Below are 16,621 nucleotides of genomic sequence, written 5' to 3' on the forward strand. Positions count from 1 at the left end.
AGAACCGCTCTTTCTGAGTCAGATGTTTTCCCTGCATGCAACAGGCTCTCCAGTAGGGCCAGAGCGGTGATTTTATCCGGGTCTGGCCAGTGGGTCACTTTGTTGCGTTTCGAGTGGGAATGGGGCCGTGGCCTTACCTGGCGGCGTTCTTAAGGGCAAATATGGGTGGAAAGAACCATGAAGCAAGCGTTTAAAAACGGCATATTGGCGTTACTGTTATCCAGCGTGGCAGGGGCCGCCTGGAGTGAGCAAACCCTGGTTTTCGTTCGCCACGGTGAGAAGCCAGACAACAACAGTGGTCAGTTGACCTGCAAAGGTTTTAACCGCGCCTTGGCACTGCCGGAGGTCTTGATTTCCCGCTTCGGTAAGCCTGAGGCCATTTATGCCGCTGGCCCCAAGAAAAATAAGCTGGGCAGCTCCATGCAGGCATTGACCACCATCACCCCAACGGCCATTCGGCTCTCACTGCCGGTGAATATCCAGTATCACGCCGATGACATTGCTGATTTGCAGGCGGCTCTGCTGGACGATCGTTTCCGCAATGCCGTGGTGTATGTCTCTTGGGAACATCACAATCTGGTGCAGGTGGTAAAAAATATCATCACCGCCGAGGGAGGTAACCCACAACAGGTTACCAAATGGTCGGGGAATGATTTTGACGGTATCTATGTGCTGACCATTAACCATGACGCGTCCGCCAACAAGATCCGCTTCGAGCGTCAAACCGAAGGGCTTAACAACGTCGCGGATACTTGTCCAACCGGAATGAAGTGACAATATCAGCGCAGAAATTCAGTCACCGGAGTCACTAAGGGCGCGGTACTAAAATCGCTTTCTGGTGCGTGAAATATGGATTGGTCGACCTGATAAGCCATTAATTTGCATGAGTTAACAAGGTCAATGACGGCCAAGTAAATAATGAGGTGGGGTTGTACACCACACCTCAATGATTTCCGCGTTAATCCGATAATTAACCTAAGCTTCTAACGGCAATAACAAGTCATCCACGGCGCTGCGCAGGCGGGCCTTCATGGTGCAGTAACTTTGCTGAGCATAGTTTTCTGCCCATTGCTGATCGGCAATGGCTTCCAGCTTCACCGCACAGTATTTGGTTTCCGGCGTTTTCGAGATCGGATCCAGGTTATCCTGGGTCAGTTCATTACAGGCGCCAATCCACCACTGGTAGGTCATATAAACCGCGCCCAAATTAATCCTCTCGCTATAGTTGGCTCGGGAAATCACCTTGCCGCGGCGGGAGGCCACCCAAACCAGTTGCTGGTCGGCAATGCCCAGCTCAGCGGCGTCTTGCGGATGGATCTGCACAAAACCAGGCTCATCCGCCAGCGTTTGTAGTGCCTTACAGTTGCCGGTCATTGAGCGGCATGAGTAGTGGCCGACCTCGCGCACGGTACACAACACGAGAGGGTAGTTTTCATCAGGGATTTCTGCGGGAGCGCGCCAGGCTGTAGCAAACAATTGACCTTTGCCGGAAGGGGTCGTGAATTGGTTCCCCTGATACAGGTAAGGTGTCCCCTGGCTGTCCAAGGTGGTACAAGGCCACTGCACATGGCCGAGCTCACCCATTTTTTCGTAAGTGGCTCCGTAAAACAGTGGGCACAGCTCGCGCATCTCGTCCCAGATCTGTTGGTTATCTTCGTAGTGCATTGGGTAACCCATTTCAGTCGCCAACAGGCTGATAATTTCCCAGTCACGTTTGACGTTATACTGCGGCTCGAGAGCTTTCTCAAAACGTTGGAAACCACGGTCGGCACAGGAGAACACTCCGCCATGCTCCCCCCATGAGGTGGCAGGCAAGATCACATCGGCCTGTTCGGCCGTTTTGGTCATAAAGATATCCTGCACCACAATAAAGTCCAGCGCGTCGAACCCACGACGGACCAGGCTCAGATCGGCCTCGGTCTGTAATGGGTCTTCCCCCATGATGTAGTAGGCTTTGACTTTACCTTCAAGGGCCAGGTGCGGTATTTCGGTGATACGGTAGCCTACTTCGGCGTCCATCTGTGCAGCGTCAATCCCCCAGGCCGCGGCAAATTTGGCTCGTACTGCGGCGTCGGTCACGGCCTGATAACCAGGGAATTCGTTTGGCAGAACCCCCATATCGCAGGCTCCCTGAACGTTATTTTGTCCACGAACCGGCCCAACCCCCACGTTGGCGCGCCCCAAATTACCCGTGAGCAGTGCCAGGCTGGCAATGCCTTTCACCACGTCTACAGCCTGACCAAACTGTGTTACGCCCATGCCCCACATAATGGTGGCGGAAGGGGCACTGGCGTAGATACGCATTGCCTGGCGGATCTGCTGGGCAGTGACCCCTGTCAGGTGTTCCACCGCTTCTGGAGAATAGTCTGCCACTTGCTGGCGATAGGCGTCGAAACCTTCGGTATAGTTGGCAACGTAATCGCGGTCATACAGGTTTTCTTCAATCAAAACGTGAGCGAAGGCATTCACCAGCGCCATATTACAGCCGTTGTTGATTGGTAAATGCAGATCGGCAATACGCGCCGTTTCGATGCGGCGTGGGTCGCATACGATAATCTGTGCACCTTTCTCTTTGGCCTTCAACACTCGGCGAGCCACGATAGGGTGCGAGTCTGCACAGTTGTAGCCGATGATCAGCAGGCACTTGGAGTTTTCGATATCGCCGATAGAGTTACTCATCGCGCCGTTACCCAGAGTCGCTTGCAAACCTGCAACGGAGGGGCCATGGCAAACGCGGGCACAACAGTCGACATTATTATTACCGATCACCGCCCGGGCGAATTTCTGCATGACATAGTTGGTTTCATTACCCGTCCCGCGCGATGAACCGGTATGCATGATGACACGCGCACCATATTGCTGCTTGATCTCTTTGAGACGCTGTGCCGTGTAGCGAATAGCCTCCTCCCAACTGACAGCCTCAAATTTGCCACCTTTCACACGGCGGATCAGCGGCTGATTAAGGCGCGGAGTCAGCAGTTTGGTATCATTGAGGAAGTCCCAGCCGTAGTAGCCTTTCAGGCAAAGTTCCCCCTGATTGGTTACCCCGTCTGCCGCTTCGGCACGCAGGATTTTGCCATTTTCTACTACCAGTTTCAGTTTGCAGCCTGCGCCACAGTAAGGGCAGACAGTGGTGATTTTTTTCATGGTGAACTCCCGGATTACCCCTGTAACTTTTGAGCGCAGCTAAAAAGCTTTCGGGGATGGCAAGGTTTATGCTCCGCCTATGGCAATACATAAAACATGCCAACCAGGAAATATTTTTATAACAGTAGGTTGCAGGAGGGGTGATGATGTTTCGACAGTTTTTCGACATAAATGACGATGCGGTGCCGGATTTTCGTCACTCCTTTTATCGTAAAACAGACCCAAGTATAGGCGGGGAGGTATCAACAATAATTATGGTTCTTCCGTATTACTTTAGACCATGGCTATCGATTTATTTTCCGCTGCTTACTTTGACTATTGCCAATAAAATTACCATATCGCTTTAACGGTTTATATTATAGGGGTGATTAATAGGTGTTTACTGTCGAATAAAAATAACTTGGCCTTGATAAAATAATTTAGAATGATAGTTGTTATCAATTTCTGGAAGGTTATTCTGTGATGACTTCATTTGAGAAGTATGAGTAAACAAGGTCAATACGAATCCTACTGCAATGGGCTGTAATCTTTCGTGATAGTGGGGCAATCATTGAGGTGGTTTACCTCACACCTCAATGATTTTTGTGTTAATTCATGGATTATCTTAAGTGGGCAACGGTATCCCTACACTTATATTTAATACGGTCACTGAACTCCACGTTTCCATCGATATAGATTGAACCTCCCCGGCTTGGAAAACATCACCAGGTTGCCCAGCAGGATCAGACACAGGCCGATCACCGCATTCAGATGCCACTGGTAACCCTCATACAGAGTGGAGATCGTCAGCGCCACCAACGGGAACAGCAAGGTGCTATAGGCGGCGGCCCCTGAGCCGATGCGGCCTAACAGGGTGAAATAGGCGGCAAAGGCGATCACCGTGCCAAAAATCGCCAGATAGAACAGCGAACCCAGATAGCGAGTGGTGAATTCGAGCTGCAATGAAGCGCCCTGTGCCAGTGCGATGGCAAACATCAGCAGTGCGCCGTAGCTCATGGCGTAAGTGTTGGTGGAAAGGATATCCAGTCCACGGCGTTGATGGCGCGTGCTGAGCATGTTCCCCAGCGAAAAACCGTAGGTGCCCAGGGCGCTCAAGCCGATCCCCTTAAGCAATTCTGGCGCCATCTGGGTCGCCATCAGATCTTGCCAAAACAGCGCCACGATGCCGATCATGCCTAACAGCGCCGCAGGAAGCAGGTTGGGGCTGGGGCGTTGGCGGAAGAAAATCATGCTGTTAACCGCGTTGAACAACACCGCCATCGAGAAAATCACCGATTCCAGCCCGCTGCTGATATAGGCTGCGGCCAGGTAGAAACAGTAAAAGTTAAAGCCAAACACACAGCAGCCCTGCAACATGCAGAACAGGTGGTCCCGCAGGCTAATGGCCCGCAGACGGCGTAGCGCCAGCATGGCCAGCCACATCACGGCGGCAGCCAGCAGGAAGCGGAAACCGATCGAAACGGGGATCGCCACCGTGCCTTGTTGCAGGGTAATCGCAATCCAGGTGGTGCCCCAAATCAGCACCACGGCAAGATACAACAGCGTATTCATAAATTCTCCTGTGAATGATGACGGGAGTATTCATCTTTTTGCGCCGTAACGCTTTCAGCCTTTTGCGGCCAATTGCATATTCTTGCGCTTTTTTTGTTAAAAGCGCCCGGTGACAACTGGTATCCCGCGCCAGCACTCTTTAAACTGAAACGGCTTGGATCACAGGAATAGGGCAGCTATGGCATACCTGGCATTTGAAACACTGCACCAACATAAAGCCCGGTTGCACAATAGCGTGCAACTGGGATCTGGCGTGCAACTTGCGGCCTGGTCCAACTGCAACGACCGTATCACCCAGGAAAGTGCCGATCACCACACCCTCAGCCTGTACGTGGCGGATGGTTATGAGTGCTATCAGAAGGTACCAGGGGGGTGGCAGAACGGCGGCGGCCCGGATCGTTTTTGCATCATGCCGCGTCATTACGAATCCACCTGGGATGTCCGCAGCAATCTCTCTTTTGTGCATCTGTACTGTACCGACCAGCATTTGCGCCATTTGGTGGAGCAGACCTGGGATCGCAGCCCGGCGTCCATCAACGTAGAGCCGCTGTCGTTTGCGGAAGATCCGCAAATCACGCTGCTGTATCGCCAGTTTTTACTTAATCACAATTGGCAAGATAGCGCCAACCAACTGGCACTGAGCAGCGCCTCTACGCTGTTGATGTCGCATATGCTTCAGCGCTACACCCAGTTGCAATGGCGGCTGCCCAGCGTGCGTGGTGGGCTGGCACCGGCCGTGCTGAAGCGGGTGCAGGAGTTTATCTATCACCATCTCGATCAACCCTTGGTGCTGGCAGACTTGGCCGCTCAGGCGGAATTGAGCGAGTTTCATTTTGCCCGCATGTTTAAACACAGCACCGGGCAGGCGCCGCATCAATATGTGATGCAGGTGCGTTTGCAGCAGGCGGAGAAATTACTGCGCAACACGCTGATGCCGCTAACCCAGATTGCGCTGGACTGCGGCTTTAGCTCGGCCAGCCATTTCAGCCACCGTTTCAAGGCATTCTATGGCTATACGCCGATACGGCTGCGGCAGCAAAGCCGTTAATCCCTGAGGAGAAAGGATATGGAACAACCATTTTGTGGTGTTGAGGTGCTTTTTGTCGCGGGTTTTGGCCCGATCACCCAAAACACCAGCCAGAGTGCCGCGTTTTATCAGCAAGCGCTGGGCTTGCCGCTAAAGCCAATGGAAGGGAATGAGGACTATCTGCTGACCGAGCACGATGCCTTGGCGGGCGTGAAGCACTTTGCGCTGTGGCCACTGGCGCAGGCGGCCCAATCTTGCTTTGGCCAGGATCAATGGCCACAAGATTTGCCGGTGCCACAGGCGTGGATGGAGTTTGACGTGGCAGATATGGCGAAGGCTACCCAAACGCTGCTGGATCAGGGCTATCAACTGCTGGTAGCCAACCGTCTGGAGCCGTGGGGCCAGAGCGTCACCCGTCTGCTAAGCCCGGAAGGCTTGCTGGTCGGCGTGACTTTAACACCCTGGATGCGAGGATAAGGTGGGTCAGTGAGCTAAGGAGAGTCACTAATGAAATTATATCACTGTATCAGCACACTCTTATCGGTGACGCTTTCCTTCTCCACGCTGGCTGACGATACGGGCCTCAGGGTTCTGGAGCGTATTACTCCGTTCAAATATAAACCCGATGTAACGCAGGCTAACAACCTTGGCACGCTATTTCCTATGTACCCGCGGGTATACCGGAATCTATTTCACTGTACGCCAAATTTCAGATTTGCCAGTAAAGTCAAAGATATGGGGTGGGTTGATAGCGTTTACCTCAGACCGCTGCCGATCAAAGACGGCAACGCCGAAGCCCGGTTTTACAGTGAGACCGATCTGCTGATAATAACCACTGGCTACCAGCAGGGTGACTGCCTGGAAGTCGTGATTAAAGCGGAAGATGGTGGCGATGTTTACCAAGATCAAAAGGAGTTGGTGATTTACGGCACGGTTGATGCCGCAGGCCTGGTTCACATCATAAAACCGTTCCAAGATTACAGCCTCATTATCAACCCGTAATGCAGGTTGGTAGGGACGCTGCATACTGCGCCCGTCTAGTCTGGAAAAACGGTTAGGGCAGAGGGAAGGCGGTCGGGTTTTGGCTCATGACATCGATGAAAACGTCTTTGAATGACGCCCAAAACTGCATAATGCCAGCCAGGTTGAAGGACATGCCCATCAGCCCCATCACAAACCAGCAGCTAGTGAACAGCCCCAGGCTGCTGAACACAAACGCCATGCCGTTACGGCTGGCCTTGCGGCACAACACATTCAATTGGCTGGCCAGAAACATCATCACTGCGCTCAGCAATTCCCAGCGCATCATAATAAAGCCAGCGGCTATGGTACTCATCGAAGGTGATCCTTTGCTACACATGCCGCAGCCAACTCCAGGTATCAGACCTTGGGGCAGAATGCGCATTGGATAGACGGTGGTTTAGGTTGTTGGTGTGATCTGCGTCACATTGTAGCATTGGAATAATTGGCGTCTCAATAGTCGTTATGGCCTGTCTGACAAATCCTGGCAACATTCCAATATGTTGAAACATTTATGCCAACTCATTAGCAACCTTTTAATGTAGCCCCCGGATTATTAACGCTATGCTTGCCGGCTTTTCGCCCAGTCAAACAGGTAAGACTCTGCGCATGGCCCAATTGCAAGATCCATTCCGTGACCATCCCGCCGAAGAAACGTTGTTCATTCGCCGTGCCTGCGTGGCGATGGTGCTGGTCGTCGCCTGTTTTGGCTTGCTGGTTTTCAACCTGTATCAGTTGCAGATCAAACAGCATGCGTTTTACCAAACGCGCTCCAATCAAAACGACATCAAGATGCTGCCCATTGCCCCCCATCGTGGCCTGATCTTCGATCGCAACGGCATCCCGTTGGTGCGCAATATACAGCTGTATCAGATTGAAGTGACCCCCAGCAAGATTGCCGATATGGCAACGCTGTTGCAAAACCTGACGCCCATTGTAGATTTGACGCCGGATGATATCGCCGCCTTCCGTGACGATATGCATCACAATAGCCGCTATAAGCCAGTTACGCTGAAGACCGGGCTTAGCGAAACCGAGGTGGCTCGTTTTGCGGTAAACCAGTATCGCTTTGACGGAGTGACCATCGAGACCTACCAGCAGCGGCAATATCCTTACGGGGCACAGTTGGCTCATGTGGTGGGGTATGTCTCCCGCATTAACGATAACGACGTTAAAAAGCTGGAGCAGCAGGGCCTGGCGCAAAACTATGCGGCCGACCACAATATTGGCAAACAGGGGCTGGAAGCCTATTACGAGAAAGAGTTACACGGCACCACCGGCTATCAGGAAGTGGAAGTGGATAACCACGGGCGTATCGTTCGCCTGCTGAAGGAACAACCGCCCCAGGCGGGCAAAGATATCTATCTGACGCTGGATCTGCACCTGCAACAGTACATTGAAGGTTTGCTCAAAGGGCAACGGGCGGCGGTGGTGGTTGCCGATCCGCGCGACGGAGGTATTCTGGCGATGGTCTCCAGCCCTAGCTACGATCCCAACCCGTTCGTCAAAGGTATTGGCTATCAGGCCTATAAGTCGCTACTCAGCAACCCGGATTTACCGCTGATTAACCGCGTGACGCAGGGGTTATACCCGCCTGCATCAACGGTAAAACCTTATATGGCGGTATCGGCACTGTTTGCCGGTGTCATTACCCCAACCACCACTTTCTTTGGTGCCCCCACCTGGACCTTGCCGGGAACGCAGCGTCGCTATCGTGACTGGTTGAAAACTGGGCACGGCCTATTGAATGTCACCAAGGCGATCGAGGAGTCGGCCGACACCTTCTTCTATCAAGTTGCCTATGAGATGGGGATAGACCGGATCCACCAGTGGCTCAGCCAGTTTGGCTATGGCCAACCGACGGGAATCGATCTGAACGAGGAATATCGCGGCGTGCTGCCGAGCAGGGAATGGAAGCAACGGGTACACAAGAAAGGCTGGTACCAAGGTGATACCGTCTCGGTGGGTATTGGCCAGGGGTATTGGATCGCTACGCCGATCCAGATGGTGAAAGCGCTGACCACGCTGATCAACAGCGGCAGGGTGAAAACGCCGCATCTGTTGTATTCGATGAGACGGGGCCGGGAAGTCGAACGCTACCGGCCACCAGAGCAGGCCGCGCAGATTGGCGAGGCCAAATCGCCGTATTGGGGAATTGTGCGCAACGGTATGTATGGCATGGCGAACCTGCCTAACGGCACCGGGTATAAGCTGTTCCATACCGCGCCCTACCAGATAGCGGCCAAATCGGGGACCTCACAGGTTTTCAGCCTGAAAGAAAACCAGACTTACAATGCCAAAATGATCCCGGTACGCCTGCGTGACCATATTTTCTACACCCTGTTTGCGCCGTATAAAAACCCGCGGGTGGCGATGGCACTAATTCTGGAAAACGGGGGTGGGGATGGTGTCGTTGCAGGGCCAACGGCCAGGGCAATCCTGGACCACATTTTCGACCCGGCCAATGCGCCAGCGCCGGGGGAAAACGACGCTACCCAGAAGCAGTTGGGAGACAGTGACGATGTGCAACATTAAACGCGTTTGTTTTTACTTTCTTACAAACTGCAACCTTCTGGCAATCTGACTCAGGTTAGACTTAGCGGATAAATAATCAGTTTAAAAACGTAGGCTTAACAGTGGCTCCTTCAACCAAGAAAAACGGTAAAAACTACTCGACGGCGCGTTTTGGCTGGATTTGCGCGGGCATCTTGGTCTGCTTTTTTCTCTTGATGTTCCGGGTCGGCTATTTACAGCTGCTGGAACACCAACAGTTGGCCGATCAGGCTGATCAGCGTTCCATTCGAACCCAGGTGGTGCCCACCAACCGAGCGATGATCACCGACCGTAACGATGCGGCGCTGGCGGTCAGCGTCTCTTCCAAAGACATCGTGTTGGATCCCAAACATATCCTCGATACCCAAACCGATACCAGCACCGAGCGCTGGCAGAGTTTGGCTAACGTGTTGCAAATGCCGCTTGCTGATGTTCAGCACCTGATCCAGGCCAACGCCCGTAAGCGCTTTGTCTATCTGGCACGCAAGGTGGAGGATGACAATGCGGCCTATATCAGCAAACTGCACATGACCGGCGTTAGCACCGAGCAGGACTTCAGCCGTTTCTATCCCATGGGGCAAGACGCCGCCGGGCTGATTGGCATTGTGGGGCAGGATAATCAGGGGCTGGAAGGGATTGAGCTGGGTTTCAACCCGTTGTTGCAGGGTAAAAACGGCCTGCGTGTCTATCAGAAAGACGGCAGCGGTGCGGTCATCGGCGTGATCAAAAGCGTAGATCCAGTGCCGCCACCGAACGTGACCTTAAGCATCGACAAATTTATTCAGTACGTGCTGTTTTCCCAGATCCGCGATGGGGTGATCGCCAACCAGGCCGATTCCGGCTGTGCGGTGCTGGTGAAGGTGAATACCGGTGAGATCCTCGGCATGGCCAGCTATCCCTCCTTCAACCCCAACAACTACGCCAATACACCGGTGAAAGACATACACAATGTCTGCAGCAGCGACAGCTTTGAACCTGGCTCGACGGTTAAACCGGTAGTGGTGATGGTGGGATTGGATCACAAGCTGATCCGGCCAGATACCGTGCTGGATACTACGCCTTATACGGTGAACGGCCATCTGATCAAAGACGTAGGCCATTGGTCGAAATTGACCATTACCGGCGTGCTGCAAAAATCCAGCGATATTGCGGTTTCGCATATTGCGTTGGCGCTGCCTGCCACGGTATTGCCTGCCGTTTATCGCAGTTTTGGCCTTGGGCGGCCAACCGATTTGGGGATTGGTAACGAAAGTAGCGGCTATTTGCCCGCTCACCGCGCGCGCTGGGCTGATATTGAACGAGCGACCTTCTCCTTTGGTTACGGTTTGCGCGTCACTCCGCTGCAGATGGTGCGCGAATATGCCACCATTGGTTCATTCGGTGTTTATCGTCCGCTTTCCATCACTAAAGTCACGCCGCCGGTCATGGGGCAGCAAGTCATGCCTGCAGAGGTGGTAAAAACCGTGGTGCACATGATGGAGAGCGATGCGTTACCTGGGGGCAGCGGCCTCAGTGCCGCAGTGCCTGGCTATCGCTTGGCGATCAAGACGGGTACTGCTGAGAAGATGGGGCCAAACGGTAAGTACGATGGTGGCTATATCAACTACACCGCAGGCGTGGCACCGGCCAGCGATCCGCAGGTGGCCCTGGTGGTCATGGTCAATAACCCCAAGGCAGGCAAACACTTTGGTGGCTCGGTGGCGGGGCCTGTATTTGGCAAGATTATGGCCCAGGTGCTGGAGCATATGAATATCTTGCCAGATGCTCAGCCGTTGAAGGTGGTGGCAGTAGCCAAGGGCTGAGTGGCCATTACTTCTCAACTACCCGCAGATCGATTCTGCGGTTTTTGATACGATTGGCTTCGCTATCGTTAGGCACCAATGGGTAAGCCGAGCCGTAACCTTCTGCGCTGATACGGCTTTCCCCAATCCCCATTTTGACCAACGCCATGCGTACCGCATCGGCACGATCTTGCGATAAACGCCGGTCCATCTGTTCATTGGCCGACTTATCGGTATAGCCCCCCAGTTGGATCTCCACATCCGGATAAGCACGCAGAATATCGACGATGTTCCTCAGCTGTTCTTGTGATGCAGGGCTTAACTCGGTGCGGTTGGTGTCAAACTGCAGGCGATCCAGCGTAAACCAACGTTTTTCGCTAGTGGGGGCATTGCTCTCAATATAGGTGATCAGCAGGTTCTCGACGCTACGCTGCGACAACAGAAGCTGCTTGCCATCGGCCAACCGGCGGTAGGTCACATCGCTCTGGCCGCTGGCCTGCATGGGTTGTAACACGCTAAAACCGCGCAGTGAGAACAGCAGAGATACCAATAGCAGCGCCAGCATTAGCCACGGCCAGATACGGCGTTTGGGGGGCGCCAGCGACCCGGTGCGGGAAACGGCCGGATCGGCTGGGATAAGCGCAGGCAACTGGTTGAGCACCGCCGTTGGTTGGGCTGCGGCAATCTGCGGCAACTGCCACTCGAGCCAGCCTTTTAACGACGGTGATTGTAGAGAACGTTGGCGAAGATATTCGCCCAACAGGCCAAATACCACCGCGGAGGCCACGGAAAACAGCCGCTCGGCGACCTGTTTTTCCAGCACATAAAAGCTCACAAACAGCTGGGTGAGGCGCTTCACTTTGTGGCCAAGCACCATCGTCAGCAATGCAGGGCTGGATTTACCCAGTGCTTCATCCAGAAAGCGCAATTCGAAGGGGGGAGTGCGCCCGACTAACTGGCGGAAACGTTGGGAGTTGTCATTGCGATGCAGGTAGTCGCGGGTCTTTTGCAGGATCAGGGCACCCATACCGTTAAGGCACAGCGCGATCTTTTCTTTAGCCGTTACCAGCTTTTGTTCCAACACCGTCAGCACCTGGGGCGAGATCGCCGCCATCTGCTGGTTAATGACATTTCCCATCTGGTACATTCGAACCTCCATTTCATCTGCGCGTATTCTGCACCGCAGAGTATGGTCAGTTCAACTTGTTAAACTACGAAACTAACATGGATAAGTCGGATTAGGCTGTTTTCATAGTCTGGCCGATTCTGCGGGTGAACCATGGCCCCAGCACTGTCGGGCAGAGTAACAGACTGGCCTGCTAAGCCGAAGAGATTATTGATTAAAAAATGAGTAGCGAAGCGGAAAGGAAGGTTGCGCCTCCCAAAGCCCTGGTTTGCCAAAGGTGATGTTCGTTTGATCATGGCTCTTTTGGGGACGGAGTTTGAATTTCAGCGGTGCATTATGGTTGAAAACGCTTTCTGTTTGAAAATTATGCGTCAACGCAATGCAGGACACGATGCAAAACTCTTCACACTTATCGATCATTCAGATAAATCAGCGGGAATGAAAATTTAATAATGGCCATTTTTTAAATAGGATGAAAAGTAAAATACTTTGATTCAGGTTATTTCTCGAATTAACCTGAATTAAATCTGTTGTTATTTTGAATAATCCTAATCGGTGGGATTGTTCTTGCAAAAATAAATCCCGTTTAATTAATAAAAAAATGACATATATGACCAGCTGGAATGGCGTTATTGGTTTTTATTCTGTATTTATGCTTCACAATTAGAATAATGCTCTATTTTATTTGTTGATGATATTTTTTACTGAGGCTTTATTGATTGTTTTAAACATTTCGCGATAACATTCTCTTTAAGCAATGCAGACAATTCCCTATTGCAATTTTATTGTGTTATAGGTTCTGACATCATTGCCATATTGTATCTGCGTATTATGTCACTTTCACACGAAGCTGCTTCAATGGATTTGACGATGGGAGTCAGAAAGGATGAATCTTGGTGTGGATATTATTGAGATCGCACGGGTAAACACCGCATTAATGCGAAGTGGCAATAGGCTGGCACAGCGTTTGTTAACCCCGGCAGAGCAGCAGGTACTGGGGGATTTGGCCGACAATGTCGAACGACTGGCTGGCTTCTGGGCAGCCAAAGAAGCTGCCGTGAAGGCTCTTGGTACCGGGTTCCGCCTGGGGATCCTGTTCCACAACATCGAAATCAGACACGATGAGTTGGGCTGCCCTTATTATTTCTTTAGCGGTGAATTTGCGAGATTGATGCAGGAAAAAAAATTGACTCATGCCACGCTGAGCATTTCTCACTGTCAGTCACATGCCATTGCCGCAGCGGCATTGGGTTAATTATAAAATAAGGGAATATCTATGTTTCACTATCCCGATATCGGGGGTAAAAATGTGGTTGTCACCGGCGCGAGTGGTGATATTGGCTTAGCTATTTGCGAGAAATATCTTGAGCAACAGGCTAAGGTTTTCGCTATTTACCATCATGACAATAGCGGTCTGGAAAAATTAAAAATCTCTCATCCGCAAGGTGATAATCTGCATATCCTGCAGTGCAATGTTGCCGATGTCAGTGAGGTTTCGAGCCTGGCCGATGAGCTTGAGAAACAGGCTCATGAGGTGCATGTGCTGATTAATAATGCCGGGATCTACAAAGACAACGTATTTTCTGCGCTGACGTATGAAGAGTTTGATCAGGTTATCAAGGTCAATCTGTACGGCACCTTTACCATGACCAAACGGCTGCTGCCATTATTGCGCCATGCCCGCAATTCAACGGTGGTGAATATATCTTCGATATCCGGTATCACCTCCAGCTTTGGCCAGAGCAATTATAGCGCTGCCAAGGCCGGCATTATTGGCCTTACCCGCACCTTGGCCAGCGAAATGGCCTCGAAGGGGATCCGCGTCAATGCCGTGGCACCGGGGATGATTGAATCCAGAATGGTGAAAAAAGTGCCGCGCCAGATCGTGCGCAACGTCATGTCTGCTATTCCGTTGAAACGTCTTGGTCGTGTCGACGAGATCGCCAACGTGGTGGCTTTCTTAAGTTCAGACGCATCCAGCTATATCGTTGGTCAGACTTTGGTGGCCGATGGCGGCCTGGTGATGCGTTAACCGACAGGAATGTTATATGGCTAATTATAACAAGAGCTTAGTCCAGCCCAATCTGCTGCTGAAAATGGGGTCCTGGCGTGCACCGATATTTATGGTTGACCGCATCGTGGACTTTTCACCGGGAGAAAGGGGCTCGATTACCGTGATCAAGCACGTCACCTTTAATGAATCCTATATTCCGGGGCATTTTCCAGACAACCCGGTAATGCCTGGCGTGATGATCGCCGAGATCTTCGGCCAGTCTAGTGAATATCTGAGTTTGCTGAACGATTTCTGCCAGTTGCATGAGCGTGAAACCCAGCAACCGTTGAAGAAATTTGATGAGGTATCACGGGCGTTGCAGACGCCAGAGGGCACGGCACGAGTGATAGCTGAGCGGGCGCGCGTGTTAGGCGTGCTGGCCTCTCAGGACGTCAAGTACAAAAGCATGGTCGCGCCGGGCGACACCATTGAAGTCAACAGCCGCCTGGCGTTCGCCGATATGAACGGGTTCCACCACTACGAAGTGGAGGCGCGGGTTGGCCGGAATGTGGCGTGCGTCGGGCGGATCGTCAATTTTCGTACCGATCGCATTCTGGCTGAAGGCAAAGGTATGTACGTTTAACTAACAGGGAGTAATGCCGCTATGAGCAACATCGCGCTTATTGAAAGGATTGAACAGCGCAAGTCTGTGCTGGAGAAAATCAAAACGGGGCTAATAGAACGCCTGAACCTCTATCAGAGAGTCAATCAGATTGACGATGACACACCGCTGTTTGGTAGCGGGTTGAAGCTGGATTCGGTGGATGCCACCGAGGTCGTCGTGTTGCTGGATGAAATTTTCGGCATCCGTGTGACAGAAGGTGACGATCCTTCCTACATGCGTAGCGTCAACACCCTGACTTCGTTTGTTATCGCCAAGCAGGGGGAAACCACCAACGGATCAGCAACAGGAGCGGACAAGGAATGACCAAACTCACTGACATTCATCAGCAGAATGGGGCGGTAATGGGGGAGCGTAACGGCGTTGCTATTCCCCTGAGTTATTTTGCTGCGGAGGAGGAGCACAAGGCGGTACGTCAACACATTCTGCTGTCCGACTACTCCCATTTTGGCATCGCGGCCATCAACGGTGACAGCGCCTGGTCGTTGCTCAACCAGCTGGTTTCCGGCGATGTTTCATCGATCCGGGATGAGCAAGCCATGTACAGCCTGATCCTCGATGAAGCAGGCAATATCATTACCGACCTGTATATCGCCTGTGATGACGAACGTTTTCTGTTGCTGTCGGAGTGGGTCAGCGGTGAAACGCTGTGCGAGATGCTGCGTGCCAAGCTGGCAGGCAATGAAGACGAGTTTGAGGATATCGACTCGATCGAATCGCTGACGCCAGAGTGGGGCATGTTGCACTTCGAAGGGCCATATGCCTGGGAGCTGTTGGCCGAAGTTTATGGGATGGACGTGATTGGCCTGCCATACCAGGAACACATGCACGTTGAGGACGATCTGATCCTGCTGCGCAGTGGCAAGCATGGTGAATACTCGTACAAACTGATGGGGCCACAGGATCTGCTGGCCGATGTTTGGACCCAGATGCTGGAGGCTGGCGAAAGGTACGACATGCGTACCGGCGGGCTGAACTACCAGCGGAAAGTACGCCTGGAAAACCCTTGCTGGGAACCTGGCATGTTCAATTCATACACTGGCTGCCCGATTGCTTTGCAAATGCAGTGGGCAGTGCGTTACGACAAAGAAGCCTTCACCGGCCTGGCGAGTTTGAGCGAACGCGTAGAGCAGGGCTGCAGCCACCGCATCGTGGGGATGAGCATTGCAGGGAAACCGGACGCCATCCCGCAGCGTGGCGACAAAGTGATGTTTGACGGTAACTGCATCGGTGAAGTCATCGTCTGCGATTACTCGGCAGACCTGCAAGCCTGTGTGGGCCGTTTGTTCCTGACCGATGCCTGGGCTTGGGCAGACATTGATGGCTATCACGTAGTAACGGCTAATGGCCCGGTGGCGGTGACTACGTCGGCGGTGCCTTTCGCGCGTAACTACAGCTTCCTGATTAATCCTTCTGAACACAGTTATGTCGACAGCTCGCGCCCACGCAATCTACTGCAACAGCTTGAATGGCAAAAGCTGAGGGAAGAGAACGAGTAAGCCGAACACCCCCTAAAACATCACGTTATTTTGCGCCATGGCAGCATGGCGCACTCACATTTGATTTCTGGTTTGCTGACACGGAAGACACTATGACAGTCACGCGTAAACGAGTGCCCCATTCCCACTCGAAACGCAACAAAACCCAGGGGGCTTATGCCGCCTGTAAGTGTGTTAAAAATACCTCATTGGGGGAGCGATAGCCCAGAGATTTTCTCCCTCGTGTGTTGAGTATGTGTTCG

At 52.5% G+C, this 16,621-nt stretch carries 15 protein-coding genes; 11 read left to right on the plus strand and 4 right to left on the minus strand.

The window, feature by feature from the left end; genetic code table 11:
- Positions 1-177 precede the first annotated feature (177 nt).
- Positions 178-774, plus strand: coding sequence for a histidine phosphatase family protein (locus ACMV5H_RS23810; RefSeq protein WP_414822603.1), 597 nt, complete (start codon positions 178-180; stop codon positions 772-774).
- Between the two features lie 201 nt (positions 775-975).
- On the opposite strand, the gene fdhF is transcribed toward ACMV5H_RS23810, so the two are convergent.
- Both fdhF and ACMV5H_RS23820 read right to left on the minus strand, forming a co-directional pair.
- Entirely contained in the window at positions 976-3,147 is a 2,172-nt protein-coding gene (gene fdhF, locus ACMV5H_RS23815; protein WP_414822604.1) for a formate dehydrogenase subunit alpha, read from the minus strand.
- A gap of 645 nt (positions 3,148-3,792) precedes the next feature.
- Positions 3,793-4,698 carry a DMT family transporter gene (locus ACMV5H_RS23820; RefSeq protein WP_021806457.1) on the minus strand — a complete coding sequence of 302 codons (906 nt, stop codon included), beginning with the start codon at positions 4,696-4,698 and terminating at the stop codon, positions 3,793-3,795.
- Positions 4,699-4,876: 178 nt separating this feature from the next.
- Between ACMV5H_RS23820 and ACMV5H_RS23825 the strand changes: the two genes are divergently transcribed.
- Genes ACMV5H_RS23825 through ACMV5H_RS23835 form a run of 3 tightly spaced genes read left to right on the plus strand, consistent with a single transcriptional unit; the run spans position 4,877 to position 6,727 of the window.
- On the plus strand, positions 4,877-5,746 hold the full coding sequence (locus ACMV5H_RS23825) for a helix-turn-helix domain-containing protein (RefSeq protein WP_065685804.1): 870 nt from the start codon (positions 4,877-4,879) through the stop codon (positions 5,744-5,746).
- Positions 5,747-5,764: 18 nt separating this feature from the next.
- Positions 5,765-6,202 (plus strand): glyoxalase/bleomycin resistance/dioxygenase family protein, encoded by a 438-nt coding sequence (locus tag ACMV5H_RS23830; RefSeq protein WP_021806455.1) that lies wholly within the window; start codon positions 5,765-5,767, stop codon positions 6,200-6,202.
- Between the two features lie 30 nt (positions 6,203-6,232).
- Entirely contained in the window at positions 6,233-6,727 is a 495-nt protein-coding gene (locus tag ACMV5H_RS23835) for a hypothetical protein (RefSeq protein WP_037375943.1), read from the plus strand.
- Between the two features lie 52 nt (positions 6,728-6,779).
- Here the strand turns inward: ACMV5H_RS23835 and ACMV5H_RS23840 are convergent, their stop codons facing one another.
- Positions 6,780-7,061, minus strand: a complete 282-nt coding sequence (locus tag ACMV5H_RS23840) for a YjcB family protein (protein ID WP_021806453.1) — start codon at positions 7,059-7,061, stop codon at positions 6,780-6,782.
- A gap of 293 nt (positions 7,062-7,354) precedes the next feature.
- On the opposite strand from ACMV5H_RS23840, the gene mrdA reads away from it, so the two are divergent.
- Both mrdA and ACMV5H_RS23850 read left to right on the plus strand, forming a co-directional pair.
- The gene (gene mrdA / locus ACMV5H_RS23845; RefSeq protein WP_218519324.1) at positions 7,355-9,280 is read left to right on the plus strand and encodes a penicillin-binding protein 2; all 1,926 of its coding nucleotides are present in this window, start codon (positions 7,355-7,357) and stop codon (positions 9,278-9,280) included.
- 101 nt (positions 9,281-9,381) lie between these two features.
- A complete protein-coding gene (locus tag ACMV5H_RS23850; RefSeq protein ID WP_414822605.1) occupies positions 9,382-11,100 on the plus strand; it encodes a penicillin-binding transpeptidase domain-containing protein in 1,719 nt (572 codons plus the stop codon).
- A gap of 7 nt (positions 11,101-11,107) precedes the next feature.
- Here ACMV5H_RS23850 and ACMV5H_RS23855 read toward each other — a convergent pair whose 3' ends face one another.
- Entirely contained in the window at positions 11,108-12,226 is a 1,119-nt protein-coding gene (locus tag ACMV5H_RS23855) for an OmpA family protein (RefSeq protein WP_414822606.1), read from the minus strand.
- A gap of 865 nt (positions 12,227-13,091) precedes the next feature.
- Here ACMV5H_RS23855 and acpS point away from each other — a divergent pair.
- From acpS to ACMV5H_RS23880, 5 genes are read left to right on the plus strand one after another with little or no spacing between them, the layout of a single operon-like run.
- On the plus strand, positions 13,092-13,460 hold the full coding sequence (acpS, locus tag ACMV5H_RS23860) for a holo-ACP synthase (protein WP_071683496.1): 369 nt from the start codon (positions 13,092-13,094) through the stop codon (positions 13,458-13,460).
- 21 nt (positions 13,461-13,481) lie between these two features.
- Entirely contained in the window at positions 13,482-14,237 is a 756-nt protein-coding gene (locus ACMV5H_RS23865) for an SDR family oxidoreductase (RefSeq protein ID WP_115158932.1), read from the plus strand.
- 16 nt (positions 14,238-14,253) lie between these two features.
- Complete coding sequence (locus ACMV5H_RS23870) at positions 14,254-14,841, plus strand: 3-hydroxyacyl-ACP dehydratase FabZ family protein (RefSeq protein ID WP_021806448.1); 588 nt, start codon at positions 14,254-14,256, stop codon at positions 14,839-14,841.
- Positions 14,842-14,862: 21 nt separating this feature from the next.
- Positions 14,863-15,186: an acyl carrier protein gene (locus ACMV5H_RS23875; protein ID WP_021806447.1), complete on the plus strand. Its 324-nt coding sequence runs from the start codon at positions 14,863-14,865 to the stop codon at positions 15,184-15,186.
- Complete coding sequence (locus ACMV5H_RS23880) at positions 15,183-16,379, plus strand: aminomethyltransferase family protein (protein ID WP_094981265.1); 1,197 nt, start codon at positions 15,183-15,185, stop codon at positions 16,377-16,379. Before ACMV5H_RS23875 ends, ACMV5H_RS23880 begins: the two co-directional genes overlap by 4 nt.
- Positions 16,380-16,621: the final 242 nt, after the last annotated feature.

This window comes from Serratia sp. N21D137 (assembly GCF_047530005.1).
Lineage (GTDB): Bacteria > Pseudomonadota > Gammaproteobacteria > Enterobacterales > Enterobacteriaceae > Chania > Chania fonticola_B.